The 14,903-nt window shown below is 62.6% G+C and carries 13 protein-coding genes; 3 read left to right on the top strand and 10 right to left on the bottom strand.

What is annotated here, in order from left to right; translation table 11 throughout:
- Nucleotides 1–8: 8 nt before the first annotated feature.
- On the bottom strand, nt 9–971 hold the full coding sequence (locus NO932_RS05875) for an ATP-binding cassette domain-containing protein (protein WP_309210158.1): 963 nt from the start codon (nt 969–971) through the stop codon (nt 9–11).
- 179 nt (nt 972–1,150) lie between these two features.
- Between NO932_RS05875 and NO932_RS05870 the strand changes: the two genes are divergently transcribed.
- Nucleotides 1,151–1,924, top strand: coding sequence for a TetR/AcrR family transcriptional regulator (locus NO932_RS05870; RefSeq protein ID WP_309210157.1), 774 nt, complete (start codon nt 1,151–1,153; stop codon nt 1,922–1,924).
- A 4-nt stretch (nt 1,925–1,928) separates the two neighbouring features.
- Here NO932_RS05870 and NO932_RS05865 read toward each other — a convergent pair whose 3' ends face one another.
- Entirely contained in the window at nt 1,929–2,810 is an 882-nt protein-coding gene (locus tag NO932_RS05865) for a siderophore-interacting protein (protein WP_309210156.1), read from the bottom strand.
- 66 nt (nt 2,811–2,876) lie between these two features.
- Entirely contained in the window at nt 2,877–3,884 is a 1,008-nt protein-coding gene (locus NO932_RS05860) for a fumarylacetoacetate hydrolase family protein (protein WP_309210155.1), read from the bottom strand.
- A 159-nt stretch (nt 3,885–4,043) separates the two neighbouring features.
- Here NO932_RS05860 and NO932_RS05855 point away from each other — a divergent pair, with 159 nt between their 5' ends.
- A complete protein-coding gene (locus tag NO932_RS05855) occupies nt 4,044–5,126 on the top strand; it encodes a DUF2865 domain-containing protein (protein WP_309210154.1) in 1,083 nt (360 codons plus the stop codon).
- Here the strand turns inward: NO932_RS05855 and gltX are convergent.
- The 7 genes from gltX to rpiA form a co-directional block, all read right to left on the bottom strand.
- The gene (gene gltX / locus NO932_RS05850; protein ID WP_309210153.1) at nt 5,071–6,399 is read right to left on the bottom strand and encodes a glutamate--tRNA ligase; all 1,329 of its coding nucleotides are present in this window, start codon (nt 6,397–6,399) and stop codon (nt 5,071–5,073) included. The two genes, NO932_RS05855 and gltX, sit on opposite strands and share 56 nt — an antisense overlap.
- Nucleotides 6,396–8,066, bottom strand: a complete 1,671-nt coding sequence (locus NO932_RS05845) for an NAD+ synthase (RefSeq protein WP_309210152.1) — start codon at nt 8,064–8,066, stop codon at nt 6,396–6,398. Before NO932_RS05845 ends, gltX begins: the two co-directional genes overlap by 4 nt.
- Before the next feature lie 126 nt (nt 8,067–8,192).
- Entirely contained in the window at nt 8,193–9,125 is a 933-nt protein-coding gene (locus NO932_RS05840; protein ID WP_309210151.1) for a hypothetical protein, read from the bottom strand.
- 130 nt (nt 9,126–9,255) lie between these two features.
- Complete coding sequence (locus NO932_RS05835; RefSeq protein WP_309210150.1) at nt 9,256–10,632, bottom strand: class II 3-deoxy-7-phosphoheptulonate synthase; 1,377 nt, start codon at nt 10,630–10,632, stop codon at nt 9,256–9,258.
- 333 nt (nt 10,633–10,965) lie between these two features.
- Nucleotides 10,966–12,345, bottom strand: coding sequence for a glutathione-disulfide reductase (gene gor, locus NO932_RS05830; RefSeq protein ID WP_309210149.1), 1,380 nt, complete (start codon nt 12,343–12,345; stop codon nt 10,966–10,968).
- A gap of 105 nt (nt 12,346–12,450) precedes the next feature.
- Nucleotides 12,451–13,035, bottom strand: coding sequence for a DUF2059 domain-containing protein (locus NO932_RS05825; RefSeq protein WP_309161990.1), 585 nt, complete (start codon nt 13,033–13,035; stop codon nt 12,451–12,453).
- 28 nt (nt 13,036–13,063) lie between these two features.
- Nucleotides 13,064–13,768 (bottom strand): ribose-5-phosphate isomerase RpiA, encoded by a 705-nt coding sequence (rpiA, locus tag NO932_RS05820; RefSeq protein ID WP_309210148.1) that lies wholly within the window; start codon nt 13,766–13,768, stop codon nt 13,064–13,066.
- A 110-nt stretch (nt 13,769–13,878) separates the two neighbouring features.
- On the opposite strand from rpiA, the gene moaA reads away from it, so the two are divergent.
- Nucleotides 13,879–14,901: a GTP 3',8-cyclase MoaA gene (gene moaA / locus NO932_RS05815; RefSeq protein ID WP_309210147.1), complete on the top strand. Its 1,023-nt coding sequence runs from the start codon at nt 13,879–13,881 to the stop codon at nt 14,899–14,901.
- The last annotated feature ends 2 nt before the right edge of the window (nt 14,902–14,903 follow it).

The following is a 14,903-nucleotide window of genomic DNA, read 5'->3' as shown; positions in this document are numbered from 1 at the left end:
GGATTTCGTCAGGCAGCGACCGCGTTCTCGCGCAGCGAGCGGCCGGTGAGGCCGAGGAACACGTCATCGAGGGTTGGCCGGCGGACATTGGCGGCGGCGATATCGATGCCCTTGTCCTGAAGGGTACGCAGAAAAAACGGCAGCACCGCCTCGCCATCCTTGACCGTTACCGTCAGCGCCGTGCCATTGGGGAGGATGTCGCGCGCCTGCGGCAGGTGCTGGGCGATTTCGGCGGCGGTCGTCACCTCGCCCGGACTGGTCAGGTCGACGCGGATGGCATCGCCGGCCAGATCGGCCTTGAGCCGCTCGGGCGTGTCGTCGGCGATCATCGTGCCGTTGTCCATGATCATCACGCGTTCGGCCATGGTGTCGGCTTCATCAAGATAGTGGGTGGTGAGGAAGATGGTCATGCCCGTTTCCTCGCGAATGCGCAGGATGTGCTCCCAGAGATTGGCGCGGCTGTGCGGATCGAGCCCGGTGGTGGGTTCATCCAAGAACAGGATGGCCGGCGTATGCATCAGACCCAGGGCCACATCGAGCCGGCGCTTCTGGCCGCCCGAAAGCGAAGCGCAATCGCGCTTGGCCAGCGCTGTGAGTTCGAGCATTTCGAGCAGTTCGTCGGCGCGCTTGCGGGACGCCGCCTCGCTCATGCGCTGCGCCCTGCCCTGAATGACGAGTTCGTCGCGCACGCGGTGATAGGGGCCGGAAGCGGTCTTCTGGCCGACATAGCCGATCTTGCGGCGCACCAGCGCCGGCTCGCGGGCCACGTCATGGCCGGCCACATTGGCGCTTCCCGAACTCATGGGGAGCAGCGTCGTCAACATGCGCACCGATGTGGACTTTCCGGCACCATTGGGACCCAGAAAGGCGACAAGCTCGCCTTCGGCGACATCGAGGCTCAAGCCTCTCACCGCCTCCACCGGACCGGTCTTGGTCTTGAACGTTCGTGTAATGTCGCGGGCATGGATCATCGCTAAGCTCCGGGTTGACTTGCGGTGGGCAAAGCCTAACCAATCCCCCCGACAAAGCGTGTCAGCAGGCGATCGGCGGCAGACTGGATCGATAGGGCGGCACAGCGGACTTAATGCTGTACAGTGAACAAGGTTTAGCATAACTTTGTTCGGTGTAAAGAGTTTTATTTGGAGAATGAATGGCACAGGACATCGCCGGCCGGGGTGACCCGGTAAAGCTGCTGGAGCTGATGTGGGGAAAGGACAAAGCGGGACGCCGTGGCCCCAAACCCAAGGTCGGGCTCGAGCAGATCGTCCGGGCCGCGGTCGAAATTGCCGATGCCGAGGGCATCGAGGCCGTTTCGACGCGCAAGGTGGCCGAGGCGGTGGGGATTTCACCGATGTCGTTCTACACTCACGTCCCGTCCAAGGCCGAGCTTCACGACCTGATGCTCGATCATGTAGCCGCGCCGGGCAACAACGCGCCGCCCGACTGGGACGAGATGGACTGGCGCGCCCGCATGACGGTGATCGCCGGGGCAATGTGGGGATTTTATCTCCAGCACCCCTGGGTGCTGCAATTCCAGACGCATCGTCCGGTGCTGGGTCCCAACACCCTGGCCTCTTATGAGGTGGCGCTGAGCGCAGTAGAGGGGATCGGGCTCGATGAAATCGAGATGGACCTCTCGGTGACGGCGCTCATGGATCTCGTGGCCGGGGCGGTCCGCAACGCGGCGCGGCAGAAGTTCGTCCACGAAGCCACGGGCATGAGCGACGATGAGTGGTGGTACAAGATCGAACCGTTCCTTGAAACGCTCGACTACAGCCCCTACCCCATCTCCTCACGCGTTGGCCCGATCACCGGCGCCGAGTACGGGCCGGGCGATCCCGAACGCGCCTTCAAGTTCGCCCTCGAGCGGTTCCTCGACGGCATGGAGGTGATGCTGGCGCGCAAACGCGGGGAGAAGCCCTGAGGCGTCAGAGGCCGTGCGTCTCGAGGATGTTGTGCCAGGTATCGGCAATGTCGTCGGGGTCGCGATCGGATGCCCAGAGGGCATCGATCTCTTCCCTGACCGCAGGATCGAGCGCGTCCCAACGGCTGCGCCAGACTTCCTTGTTGTCGAGCCAGTAGCGGACGACACTGAAATTGCGCCCCGTGAGCTTGAGATCATTGCGGATGTGGCGCCTGATGGCGCGTGAGGCCTGCATTTCGCCGGCCATCCAGATATAGCCCTCGCCCTGGGGCAATTGCAGCGCCCGCAGATTGGACAAGAGATTGCTGGGCCCGATGCCGTTGCCGCTGCCATAAAGCCAGCGCATCTCCACATGTTCCCCAACGGGGAGCTCCTGGCGGTGGGCAGCTTCGGCGACCTCGACGATCGCTATGGTTTTGATGTGAGCTGGCGTTTCTTCGGCGATCCGGCTAAGCGCCGGCAGTCCGGTGGCGTCGGCCAGGAGCACCTGCCAGGCCATCGCCTCGGGCGGCTCGTAGCAGAAGCGCGCCTTGCCCAGGACGATGCAATCGCCCGGTTGCGCTTTTTGCGCCCATTCGCTCGCCAGCCCGCCGTCATGCACGACGAAATCGATATCGAGCTCGCGCGCTGCCTTGTCGATGCGGCGGATGGAGTAATATTCGGCGTGCGGTTCCTCGATCCCCTCGGGGAACACCGCCCGTCCGGCGTCATCCTCTTCCGGCACTGGCAAGTCGCCGGTCATCGGATCGGGGAAGAAGACGCGCACGAATTCGTCGGCGACGCCGCTGTCCTTAAATTCCTCGATTTCTTTGCCGGCGAGGGTAACCCTCACCATGCCGGAGGTGACGGAGCGCCGGTGGGCCACACGGGCTTTGACAAAGGACATCGGAGGGCTCCGCAGGCGCACGTTGAAATCCGCGCTTGCGTAGCAAAGCTGATAACGAGCGTCAACTTAGCGGTTGAGTGGCTTGACCGTCTGCTCGATCGAACCGAACACCGACCGGTTCTCGGCATCCACCGCGTTGATGCGCACGGTGTCGCCAAAGGCGAGGAATGGGGTGCGAGCCTTGCCCAGCATGGCCTTTTCCGCCGTGCGCGCCTCGGCAATACAGCCAAAGCCGATCCCGTCATGCTTCAACGGCAGGATATCGTCATGGGCGTTGGCCACGGTGCCCGAGCCGATGATGGTGCCATTGCCCAATTCGCGTGTCTGGGCTGCAGCGACGATCAGGTCGGCGAAGTCGAAGCGCATGTCCTTGCCGGCATTGGGCTGGCCGTAAAGGCTGTTGTTGACGTGAACGCGGACCTTCAGGTGCAGGCGATTGTCGCGCCAATTGTCGCCCAGTTCGTCCGGGGTGACGAAAACCGGCGAAAAGCTGGTGGCCGGCTTGGCATGGAAAAAGCCGAAGCCGTTCTGGAGGTCTCCCGCCACCAGCCGGCGCAGCGAAACGTCATTGCAAAGGCCAACGAGACGAATCGCGGCGCTGGCCTCGTCCTTCGTGGGACGCATGGGGACATGGGCGGTGACCACCACAACTTCCGCCTCGAAATCGACGGCCAGATCGTCCTCCGGCACGATGATGGGCGCATTGGCGGCCACGAGGCTGTCCGAGCCGCCCTGATAGAGCAGCGGCCGCTCGTCCTGAAGCTCGGCGTCCTTGCTGCCCTTGAGCGAACGGACACGGTCGAGATGCACCATATAGCCGGCGCCGTCGATCCACTGATAGGCGCGCGGCAGGGGCGCGAGCGCTTCGGAGGGCTCGAATGGCATGCCGGCGATTTCGCCATTGTTGAGCTGTTCGCTGACCGCGCGCAGGATTGGCGCGCAGCGATCCCACTCGTCGAGCGCTCCCTGAAGATTGGGCGCGATGCGGCCGGCAGAGGCGAAACGGGTCAAATCCCTGGAGACGATAACCAGGTGTCCGTCGGGACGGCCGTTGCGCAGGGTGGCGAGCTTCATGGGTGGAAAAGACCGGGACGTGATTGGCGTTGAGGGCTAAGATGGCGCATAGCTCGTTCCAGTTAAAGCCTCCACGTCGTCCCAAAAGCCTGATAGGCAGGATCGGATAGGTCGCGGCGGCGTTTGATGAACACCATGACTTCAGATCGTTGTTTCTTTATGGCTTTCACCCGTTTCCTGCTCGTGCTTATGGCGACCTTTTCGGCCGTTCTCGGGAATGTCTCGGTGGCAATGGCGCAGACACAGAACTGCGCCCAGCTCGCCGCCATCCTGCGCGGCATCGAAAACAACGAGATGTTCATGAGCTACAATGGCATCGTGGGAGAACTGCAACGGCGCCAGGGCGAAGTCAATGAGGCCGAGGCGTTGTGGAGCCGCAGCGGCTGCCAGCAGATTCTCAATTCCGGCCAGGCGCTGAGCGGGCAATGCCAATCGATCGCCCGGACCATCACACTGGGCCGCAGCCAGGTCGAGCAGTTGACCTCCATGGCGCGCGAGGGCCAATCAATGGCCCAGAACTACCAGCAGATGATGAATGACTTCAACCGCGCGGGCTGCGATGCCGGCCAAGCAGGCGTCATGGCCAGAGGGAACCTGCTCGACGGCATGTTCGGCGGCGGCCCGGGCTATATCAATCAGCCCTCCCAGCCCTGGAGTACCCAGCAGACGCGCCGCACCGTGTGCGTGCGCACATGCGACGGCTTTTATTGGCCGATCAGCTTTTCGACCACTGACGATTATGTGGCCCAGGATGCCATACGGTGCCATGAAATGTGCCCGGGCACGGAAGTGGCGCTGTTTTCCTACCGTAATCCGGGTGAAGAGCCCGAAGACATGATTTCGCTCTCGGGCACGCCCTATCGCGCAATGCCTTATGCTTTCCGGTTCCGTGAGGAGATCGACACCGATTGCTCCTGCCAGACGCGGGAAACCGTCGGCACAGTCGCCCTTGCCGAAGAGCAGGGTGAGCAATCCCGCGCCGTGATCGATTTCGGCGACCTTTCCTTCCCGCTGCCCCAGCGCGACCCTCGCGGCGATACCGTGGCCGCCGTGGTGGCCGAAGCGATCTATGTCCCCCTGCCCCGCCCGCGGCCACGCGCCGACGGTACGGCCGAGGCAACGGTCGCGCAGCAGGCCGAAATCGACAGTCCCGACATGCGGATCGTGGAATTCGGCGACAGGGAAGTCAGGATAGTCGGGCCAGAGACGCCTTACGTCCCAGAACCGGAAGAAGAGCCTTAAGCTCGGGCCCTTCGGTCTTGCCCGTCAGCGCCAGCCGAAGCGGCAGGAACAGCGCCTTGCCCTTGCGGCCAGTGGCCTGCTTGAGCGAGCCGGTCCACTGCCCCCAGGTGTTTTCGTCCCAAGGCTCCTCGGGCAAAAACTCGCGCGCCGTGGCGATAAAATCCCGGTCTTCGTCGGTGACGACCGGCTTGGCGTTGACAACGATATCCTCGTAAAGCGGCCCCAGCTCGGGAAGACGCGAGACATTGTCGCGCAGGGCAAGCCATGCCGCTTCGGTAAGCCCCTCGAGCTGCGGGAAGCGCTCACGCACCGCCGCGAAATCGTAGTGGTGAACCAGCCTTGCGTTGAGCGTATCGAGTTCCGCCGGATCGAAACGGGCCGAACCGTGGGAGATCATCGAAAAATCCAGCCGCTCGGCAATGGCATCGAGGCTCGCATAGGGTTCCACCGGCAGGGAAGTCCCGGTCAGCGCCGCGACGATGGCGACAGCGAGAGGTTCATACCCCTCCTCGCGGAGCTGGGCCAGCGAGAGCGAACCGAGACGCTTTGAGAAACCCTGCCCCTCGGCGTCGGTCAGAAGGTTATGGTGCGCGAAGGTCGGCACGGCGCCACCGAGCGCCTCGAAAATCTCGATCTGCGTGCCGGTATTGGAAACGTGGTCTTCGCCCCGGATGACATGAGTAACGCCGAGATCGATGTCGTCGACCACAGAGGGGAGTGTATAAAGATAGGTGCCATCCTCGCGGATCAGCACCGGGTCGGACATCGACGCGGTATTGACCGTCTGCTCGCCCTTGATGAGATCGGTGAAGGTCACCGGCCGGCCGTCGAGCTTGAAGCGCCAATGCGGCTTGCGGCCTTCGGCTTCCAACTTGGCCTTGTCCTCATCGCTGAGGTTGAGAGCGGCCCGATCGTAGATCGGCGGCTTGCCCAGAGCGCGAGCGCGCTTGCGCTTGCGGTCGAGTTCGTCGGCAGTCTCGTAGCACGGGTACAGGCGCCCAGCGGCGATCAGCCTGTCGCGCGCGGCGTCATAGAGCCCGAAGCGGTCGGACTGACGCACCTTGAGGTCGGGCGCGATGCCGAGCCAAGCCAGGTCCGTTTCGATGCCTTGCGCAAATTCCTCGGTGGAGCGCGCCGTGTCGGTATCGTCGAGCCGCAGCACGAACTTGCCGCCATGGCTTTTGGCGAACAACCAGTTGAGCACAGCCGGGCGGGCATTGCCCAGGTGCAGACGGCCAGTGGGAGATGGTGCGTAGCGGACAGTAACGCTCATCGGGCAATGCTCCCGTCACGATAACCATTGGTGATGGGGTATTTCCGCCCGATGCCGAACGCCTTGGGCGTTAGCTTGGGCCCGGGCGCCGCCTGGCGGCGCTTGAATTCGGAAATGTAGATCAGCCGCTCCACGCGCTTGACCAATTCGGGATCGAAGCCCCGCGCCACGACTTCGGCGGCCGACATTTCTTCCTCGACCAGATCGGAAATGATTGCGTCGAGGACCGGATAGGGCGGCAGCGAGTCCTGATCGGTCTGGTCGGGGCGCAATTCCGCGCTGGGCGCCTTCTCGATAACTTCGGGCGGGATGACGATGCCGGCGGGGCCAAGTACGTCAGTGGGCTGATAGCCGTTGCGCCATTTGGCCAACTCGTAAACCTGTGTCTTGAGCATATCCTTGATCGGATTGTACGCCCCGTTCATGTCGCCATAGATCGTGGCGTAGCCCACCGCCATCTCGGACTTGTTGCCGGTGGTGATCAGCAACGAACCCAGCTTGTTGGAAATGGCCATGAGGATCGTGCCGCGCATACGCGATTGCAGGTTCTCCTCGGTAATGTCGGGTTCGCGTCCGGCAAAAAGCGGGGCGAGGTTTTCGTTGACCGCATCGACGGGCGCGCCGATCGAAACGATGTCATAGCGCACGCCCAGCGTTTCGGCGCAACGCTTGGCATCGCGCAGGCTCGCCTCGGACGTGTAGCGGTAGGGCAGCATGACGCAATGGACGTTTTCGGCCCCCAGCGCATCGACGGCGAGCGCGGCGACCACGGCGGAGTCGATGCCTCCGGAAAGCCCCAGCACCACCGATTTGAAGCCATTCTTGTGCACATAGTCACGTAAGCCCAGCATGGCCGCATGCCAGGGCGCCTCATTGACAGGCACGAGTTCGGTAACGTGCCCCTTTGCGCAACGCCAGCCGGCCTCGGTCTTTTCCCAATCGGAGATCACCATGTCATCGACAAAGCTCTTGCCCTGGAAGGCGAGCGAGCCGTCGGTATTGATCCCGAAGCTGGCGCCGTCGAATACCAATTCGTCCTGACCGCCCACCTGATTGGAATAAAGGATCGGCAGGCCGGTTTCCCTGACCCGCTGGCGCACGAGGTCGAGCCGCACCCGCTGCTTGTTGCGCCAATAGGGCGAACCATTGGGGCAGAGCAGGATCTCGGCGCCCTTTTCGGCCAATTTTTCGCAGACCGGCTCATGCCAGACGTCTTCGCAGATGGGCACGCCGACGCAGATGCCCTTGATGGTTACTGGCTCAGGAAGCTCGCCGGGCGTGAAATAGCGCTTTTCATAGAAGATATCGTCATTGGGGAGCTCGACCTTGTTCCGCCGGTCGATGATCGCCCCGTCCTCGGCGAGAATGACGCTGTTGTAGAGCTTGCCACCGGCGCTCCAGATGGTGGGCAGCAGCACCGAGACGTTGAGACCCTTCGTATCCCTGGCAAGTGCCTTGGCCGCCTCCATCGCTTCGGTCACGAACTGGCGCTTGAACAGCAGATCCTCGGGGAAATAGCCCGTGAGGTAGAGCTCGGTGAACATCAGGATATCGGCGCCCGCCGCCTCAGCCTCAGCCAGCGCCCTGCGCGCGGCGGCAAGGTTATCGGCAACGGCGCCGACCTTGGGATTGAGCTGGGCGAGGGCAATGCGGAGGGTGTCGGTCACGGGCAACCTTCAAGATCGGAAAGGCGCGGCCAGACTTATAGCGCGCGAGGCGCGAGAGCAAGGCGGGCAAAGCAAAGCCGGGCAGCGAAACTGCCCGGCTCGAATGCATGATTGCGAAATGCGTTCCTAGAAGGTGCCGGTCAGTTCGATCACCGGACCCCAGCGGAAGAGTTCTGTTTCACCCTCCAGGATGTAGCCCTGAGCATTGCTGCCGTCGGCATCGCGCGTCTCAAAATAGGTTTCGGTCGGCCCAGTCAGATAATAGCCGCGCAATCCACCGCGAATGGCGAAATTCTCATGCGGCTTGAACCCAACCATCGCTTCCAGCGCACCACCCCAAAGATGTCCCGTTATGTCGGCCGCCGAGCCCTGCCCACCGGCAGGGGTGGTGCCGATGTCGAAAGCACCATAGGTGCCGTTCAGCGCAGCATAGGGGATAGCGGCCGCATCGACGCGGATGTCGAAAACGTCGTTGAACTCGGCGCGCCCGGTTATGCCGAGGCGCAGGCCATGAACTTCGAGAAGGTTGGCCGCGCTGTCCCCGCCACCCGAGGACGTATAGTATTCGCCTCGCCCGATATCGAGGGACTCATTGAGATATTGGTAGCCGATGAAACCGCCAGCACTAAAGCCCTCGCCCTTCAGCGGAAGATAGCCGAAATCAGCGCCGCCATACGCGATGGTGCCGGAATCGGTGGATTGCGGCCCGCCGCTGGTCGGAGTTTCATAGTCGCCATCGATTATCGCTGCATAGCCGATATTGCCCTGCACGTAAGTGCTGGTCGAATGGTCATCGATCCTGCCGTGGAGTTCGACGAAATGGCTCCCGTCATCGGCGGAATAATCGAGCGGCCCAATAGAGGTCCGCTGCCCGCCCACCCCATAGAAATACCGAAGCCCCGCCTCGAAATCGAGGCTGTCTTCCATTGGAGCCATATCGGCGGGATAAGCAGGCCGGAAAAACGTATCAGGACCTGTGGGCCAATCGGCGGCGGAAGCCTGCCCGATTGCGCCCATGGCCATAGCAGCCATGGCGAAGCCAGTAAAAACGCGGGACATCAAGCCCTCCGAACCCCAAAACTATTCATCGGCAGTTATGGCGTCGTTAGGGTTAATGTTGACTAAAGACCCAAAGCAAAAGGCGCTACCCGAAAGCAGCGCCTTTTGCGTTCAACTGTATCGGGGGTTCTTAGTATCCGACTGCCTTGGGCGTTTCCTGCGTACGCTGGCCCGCCAGTTCTTCGGCTATGAGGAAAGCCAGTTCCAGCGCCTGGCTGGCATTCAAGCGCGGATCGCAATGGGTGTGATAGCGATCCGACAGCGAGGCTTCGGTCACCGCCGAAACGCCGCCGGTGCATTCGGTGACGTCCCGGCCCGTCATCTCCACATGTACGCCGCCGGCGATGGTGCCCATCTGGCGATGGACGTCGAAGAACGACTTCACCTCCGACAGAATCCGCTCGAAAGGCCGCGTTTTGTAGCCAGAGGAAGCCTTGATGACGTTGCCGTGCATCGGATCGCAGCACCAGACCACGGTGCGGCCCTCGGCCTTCACCGTCTCGATCAGGCGCGGCAGGTGCTCCTCGACCTTGTCGGACCCGAAGCGGGCGATCAGCGTCAGCCGCCCGGCCTCGTCCTTGGGGTTGAGAATGTCCATCAGGCGCTTGAGATCATCGGCCGCCATGGAGGGCCCGCACTTCACCCCGATCGGGTTCTTGATGCCGCGGAAATATTCGGCATGGGCATGATCGGGATTGCGGGTGCGATCGCCGACCCACAGCATGTGGCCCGAGGTCGCGTACCAGTCATTGGTGATCGAGTCCCGGCGGGTCATCGCCTGCTCATAGCCGAGCAACAACGCTTCATGGCTGGTGAAGAACTTGGTTTCACGCAGCACCGGCGTGTTTTCCGGGTTGAGCCCGAGGGCGCTGAGGAACTCGATGGCGTTGTCGATCTTCTTGGCCACCTCTTCATAGCGCGGATACCAGTTGGAATCCTTCATGAAGCCCATGGTCCACTCATGGACACGGGCGAGGTTGGCAAAACCACCGGCCGAGAAGGCGCGCAGCAGGTTCAGCGTCGCCGCCGACTGGCGGTAGGCCTCGAGCTGGCGGTTGGGATCGGGAATGCGCGCTTCGGGGGTGAAATCGATGCCGTTGATGATATCGCCCCTGTAGGAAGGCAGCTCGACGCCGTCGATCGTTTCGGTATCGGAGGAACGCGGCTTGGCGAACTGGCCGGCAATGCGGCCGACCTTGACCACGGGCTTGGATGCCCCATGGGTCAGAACCACCGCCATCTGCAGGAAGACGCGGAAGAAGTCGCGAATGTGGTCGGCGTGATGCTCGGCAAAGCTCTCGGCGCAATCGCCGCCTTGCAGCAGGAAGGCGCGGCCTGCGGCGACTTCGGCCAGATTGGCTTTCAGATCGCGCGCCTCGCCTGCAAAGACCAAGGGGGGAAACGAAGCGAGCCGGGCCTCGACCGCCTCGAGCTCTGTCTGGCTCGGATAGGTCGGGACCTGCAGGATCGGTTTCGTCCTCCAACTGTCAGGTGTCCACGTGCTCATCGTTTCACTCGCTTAAAAAGGGTTTCGCCCACCCGGCCGGGCCGGAGGGGGTTAGGCGGCATACCAAGCCGGGCGCCGCATGCCAAGTATTCTATAGTATTGTGATCGGAGTGTCGGGGTGAATTCGGTCCACCGGGACGATGGTTATAGCCGAAAGGCTGCGCACCCCTCATCCCCGGCCCTTCTCCCTCAAGGGGAGAAGGGGGCTCTTTTGGCCCATGTCAGTTCTCTTGCCGAAATGCTGCAACGTGCTCCCCTTCTCCCCTTGAGGGAGAAGGTGGCCGCGAAGCGGTCGGATGAGGGGTGCGCTGAGATCGCGGCAATCCACAACCTCTAAGGATTGCACTTCTCCCCATCCACCACGCGATAGCTGGGCGATTTGAACGTCACAAGCTCCTCGGCGGCCGTCGGATGCACGGCGATCGCGTGGTCGAAATCGGCCTTGGTGGCGCTCATGCCCAAGGGGATGGCGACGAGCTGGATCATCTCCCCTGCCCCCGGCCCGACAATGTGGCACCCCAGGATCCGCCCGCTGTCGGTCTCGGTGATGAGCTTGAGCATCATCTTGTCCTGCTTGTCCGAAAGCGTATTCATCATCGGGCGGAAGCGGGTGAGATAGACGTCGATCGAGCGGTGGCGCTCGGCGGCGATTTCCTCGGTCATGCCGACCGTGCCGATCTCGGGCTCGGAGAACACCGCCGTCGGGATCAGGTGATAGGGCACCGTGGTGGGCGTGTTGTTGTAAATGGTCTGGGCAAAGGCCATCCCCTCGCGGATGGCCACCGGCGTCAACGCCGCGCGGCCGGTCACATCGCCAACCGCAAAGATCGATGGCACGGACGAGCGGGAATATTCATCCACGACCACCGCGCCGGTCTGGTCGAGCTGGACGCCCGCATCCTTAAGCCCGAGATTTGCCGTGTTGGGATGGCGGCCGGTCGCGAACATCACGGCGTCGAAGGTTGCTTCTTCGCCGTGCGAGAAGGAGACGCACACCCCCTCCCCATCCTGGCGCAGTTCTGAGATGTGGTAGCCATAGCGGAAACGGATGCCGCGCTCGCGCATGGCGTCTTCCAGCCCGTCGCGGACGTCGTGATCGAATCCGCGCAAGATCTTGTCGCGGCGGTAGACGAGCGTGGTATCCACGCCCAAGCCGTTGAAGATGGTCGCGAACTCGACGGCGATGTAGCCGCCCCCCTCGATCAGCACGGTGCGCGGCAGCTTTTCGAGATGGAACGCCTCGTTTGAGGTGATGCCCAATTCGGCGCCCTTGATATCAGGCTTGAACGGCGCCCCACCGGTGGCGATCAGGATGCGCTCGGCCTCCAGCTCTTCGCCCGTCGTGAGTTTGACCGAATTGGGGCCGGTGAGCGTGGCGCGGGCCTTGAAGATGGTCACGCCCGCGCCATCGAGCAGCGTTTCGTAGATCTTTTCGAGCCGGGCGATTTCCTTGTCCTTATTGGCGAGCAAGGTCGGCCAATCGAACGATGCGTCGACCGTCCAGCCGAAGCTAGGCGCAACGTCGAAGAGATCGTTGAAGCGCGAGGCGTAGACGAAGAGCTTCTTGGGCACGCAGCCGCGGATGACGCAGGTGCCGCCATAGCGGTATTCCTCGACGATGGCGACCTTGGCGCCGAGTTGGGCGGACACCCGCGCCGCGCGCACACCGCCCGAGCCCCCACCGATCACGACCAAATCAAACTTCTCGCTCATGGGGGCTCCGCTTTTTGGATCAGGACGCAAGGATATAGGCGGCAAACGCGCACAAAAAAACCCCCGTCGGCTGGACGGGGGTTGTCGATGGGTTCTGCGGCGCCGTTACTGCGCCGTTTCGCCCTCGGCTGGAGCCTCGCCTTCCGCGGGTGCCTCGCCCTCGGTTTCGATGGCCGGAGCGTTATAGCCCTGGTTGCGCAATTCGGTGCGCACGCGAGAGAGGAACTCGTTGGCGGTATTGCGCCGCCAGATGCCGAGCACGGTCGTCAGGTCCTGATTGATCGAAGGATTTTGATCCAGCAGACGCGCACCGACGGGCGTGGTGTAGAAATCGATGATCTGCTGAAGTTCTTCCTCGTTGAAGCGGATCGCATAGATGCGGGCGAACTGGTTGTAGAGCGCGTCGCGATCGTCCAGATAGCTGTCATATACGGTCTGGAGCGCCTCGAGCAGCGGTTCGCGGAGCGAGGGGTCCTCCTGGATCATCACCCGCATGACCTGGAGGCCCATATCGGCGACCGTACGCTCATAGAGCTGGACGGAATCGGTGATGTCCACATATTCGCGCGCCTTGGCCAGGTGCTCGGGCGAAATCTCCTGCTGAGCCTGAACGGGAGCGGCCGAGATGAGCGCTGTGCCGGAAATGACGAGCGCGGCGGTGAGCCGGCGCAGGATGGGCAGGAAGGTCATTGTGCGAACGGTCCCTTGCGAATGACGGTTATGACTTTACGTGCTCCGAGAGCTTGATAGTCCCCTCGGGCGTAGCAAGATAGGCTTCGGAACACAAATCGATAAACAGGCCGTGCTGGACCACGCCTGGAATCTCCAGCAGCGCCTGCGAGAGCGCTTCTGCGTTCGAAATGCGGCCAAAAGATGCGTCGATGATGTAGTGTCCACCATCGGTGAGATAGGTGGCGCCATCGCCCTGTTTGCGTAGCATCTTGCCGCCCTCGGCACGGAAATCGGCCATGACGCGGGCAATGGCCTTGTCCGTGGCCGCGAGCCCGAACGGATTGACCTCGATGGGCAGCGCGAACCGGCCCAACGTTTCGACCAGTTTCGATTCATCGGCGATCACAACCATGCGATCGGACGCCGCCGCAACGATCTTTTCGCGCAGCAGCGCGCCGCCGCCGCCCTTGATGAGCTGGAAATTGCCGTCGATCTCGTCGGCTCCGTCGATGGTAACATCGAGGCCATCGATCTCGTCGAGGGTGGTAAGCGGAATGCCGAGCCCCCGCGCCTGGGCGGCCGTCGCCTCGGATGTGGGCACGCAGAGACATTCGAAGCCGCGCGCCACCTCGGCCCCCAGCAGGTCCACGAAGTGCTTGGCGGTCGAGCCGGTTCCCAGCCCGATACGCATGCCGGACCTGACCTCGGCCATCGCCGCTTCGGCCGCCCTGCGCTTGAGATCGTCGCTCATGGTTCCCCCTCTCGTCGGATTTCCGGCTGTAAGACGCCAGTTCGGCGGAGATGTCAACGCAGTGCAGCCACCCGCTTTGCCAAATGCACTATGGCCTCTATAGTGCTCCCATGAGTTCGAGCCCCTCGCCTTCCGCACCGCGCCCGCTCGTCGACGGTTTCGGCCGTCACGTCACCTATCTGCGCGTCTCGGTTACCGACCGATGCGACTTCCGCTGCACCTATTGCATGGGCGAGGACATGGTGTTCCTGCCCAAGAGCGAAGTCCTCAGTTTCGAGGAAATCCAGACGGTGATCGGCGCCTTCGTGGCGCGCGGAGTGCGCAAGGTGCGCCTCACTGGCGGCGAGCCGCTGGTGCGGCGCGATATCATGAAATTGATCGAGACGCTTTCGGCCCAGCATTTGGCGACCGGCGCGCTGGACGAGTTGACGCTCACCACCAATGGCAGCCAATTGGCCAAGCACGCCACCCAGCTCGCCGAACTCGGTATTCGCCGGGTCAATGTCTCTCTCGATACGCTCGATGCCGAAAAATTCGCCGCCATCACCCGTCGTGGCCGGCTGCCCCAGGTGATCGAGGGCATTGAAGCGGCCAAGGCCGCAGGCCTTGCGGTCAAGCTCAACATGGTGGCGATCAAGAATGTCAACGAAGACGAGATCGTCCCGATGCTCGAATGGGCGCATGCCCAAGGGTTCGAGCTGACGCTGATCGAGGAAATGCCTTTGGGCGAAGTCTCGTTCGATCGCGCAGACACCCATCTTTCGTTGCGCACCGTTAGGGATCGGTTGGCCGAGCGCTATACGCTTACCCCGATCGCCAAGCGCACCGGGGGACCGGCGCGGTATATGCAGGTGGCCGAGACCGGCGGCACCATCGGCTTCATCACCCCACTCAGCCATAATTTCTGCGAAAGCTGCAACCGCGTGCGACTGACCTGCACCGGCCAGCTCTATATGTGCCTGGGCCAGGAGGACCGCGTGGATCTGCGCGCCGCCTTGCGCGAAGGCGGACCCGAAGGGCTCGATGCGGCGCTCGAACGGGCGATGATCCTCAAGCCCAAGGGACACGATTTCGTCATCTCCCGCCGTTCGGCGCCGGCGGTCGAACGGCATATGTCGGTGACAGGCGGCTAGGA

The organism is Pelagibacterium sp. 26DY04, assembly GCF_031202305.1.
Classification (GTDB): Bacteria; Pseudomonadota; Alphaproteobacteria; order Rhizobiales; family Devosiaceae; genus Pelagibacterium.
The sequence above is the reverse complement of the archived record's forward strand: the minus strand, read 5'-3'. Positions and strand labels throughout refer to the sequence as shown.

Excerpts from the sequence above, each read along its gene's own strand:
- NO932_RS05875 (WP_309210158.1), bottom strand. The coding sequence starts at position 971 with ATGATCCATGCCCGCGACATTACACGAACGTTCAAGACCAAGACCGGT.
- NO932_RS05870 (WP_309210157.1), top strand. The coding sequence starts at position 1,151 with ATGGCACAGGACATCGCCGGCCGGGGTGACCCGGTAAAGCTGCTGGAG.
- NO932_RS05865 (WP_309210156.1), bottom strand. The coding sequence starts at position 2,810 with ATGTCCTTTGTCAAAGCCCGTGTGGCCCACCGGCGCTCCGTCACCTCC.
- NO932_RS05860 (WP_309210155.1), bottom strand. The coding sequence starts at position 3,884 with ATGAAGCTCGCCACCCTGCGCAACGGCCGTCCCGACGGACACCTGGTT.
- NO932_RS05855 (WP_309210154.1), top strand. The coding sequence starts at position 4,044 with ATGGCTTTCACCCGTTTCCTGCTCGTGCTTATGGCGACCTTTTCGGCC.
- gltX (WP_309210153.1), bottom strand. The coding sequence starts at position 6,399 with ATGAGCGTTACTGTCCGCTACGCACCATCTCCCACTGGCCGTCTGCAC.
- NO932_RS05840 (WP_309210151.1), bottom strand. The coding sequence starts at position 9,125 with ATGTCCCGCGTTTTTACTGGCTTCGCCATGGCTGCTATGGCCATGGGC.
- NO932_RS05835 (WP_309210150.1), bottom strand. The coding sequence starts at position 10,632 with ATGAGCACGTGGACACCTGACAGTTGGAGGACGAAACCGATCCTGCAG.
- gor (WP_309210149.1), bottom strand. The coding sequence starts at position 12,345 with ATGAGCGAGAAGTTTGATTTGGTCGTGATCGGTGGGGGCTCGGGCGGT.
- NO932_RS05825 (WP_309161990.1), bottom strand. The coding sequence starts at position 13,035 with ATGACCTTCCTGCCCATCCTGCGCCGGCTCACCGCCGCGCTCGTCATT.
- rpiA (WP_309210148.1), bottom strand. The coding sequence starts at position 13,768 with ATGAGCGACGATCTCAAGCGCAGGGCGGCCGAAGCGGCGATGGCCGAG.
- moaA (WP_309210147.1), top strand. The coding sequence starts at position 13,879 with ATGAGTTCGAGCCCCTCGCCTTCCGCACCGCGCCCGCTCGTCGACGGT.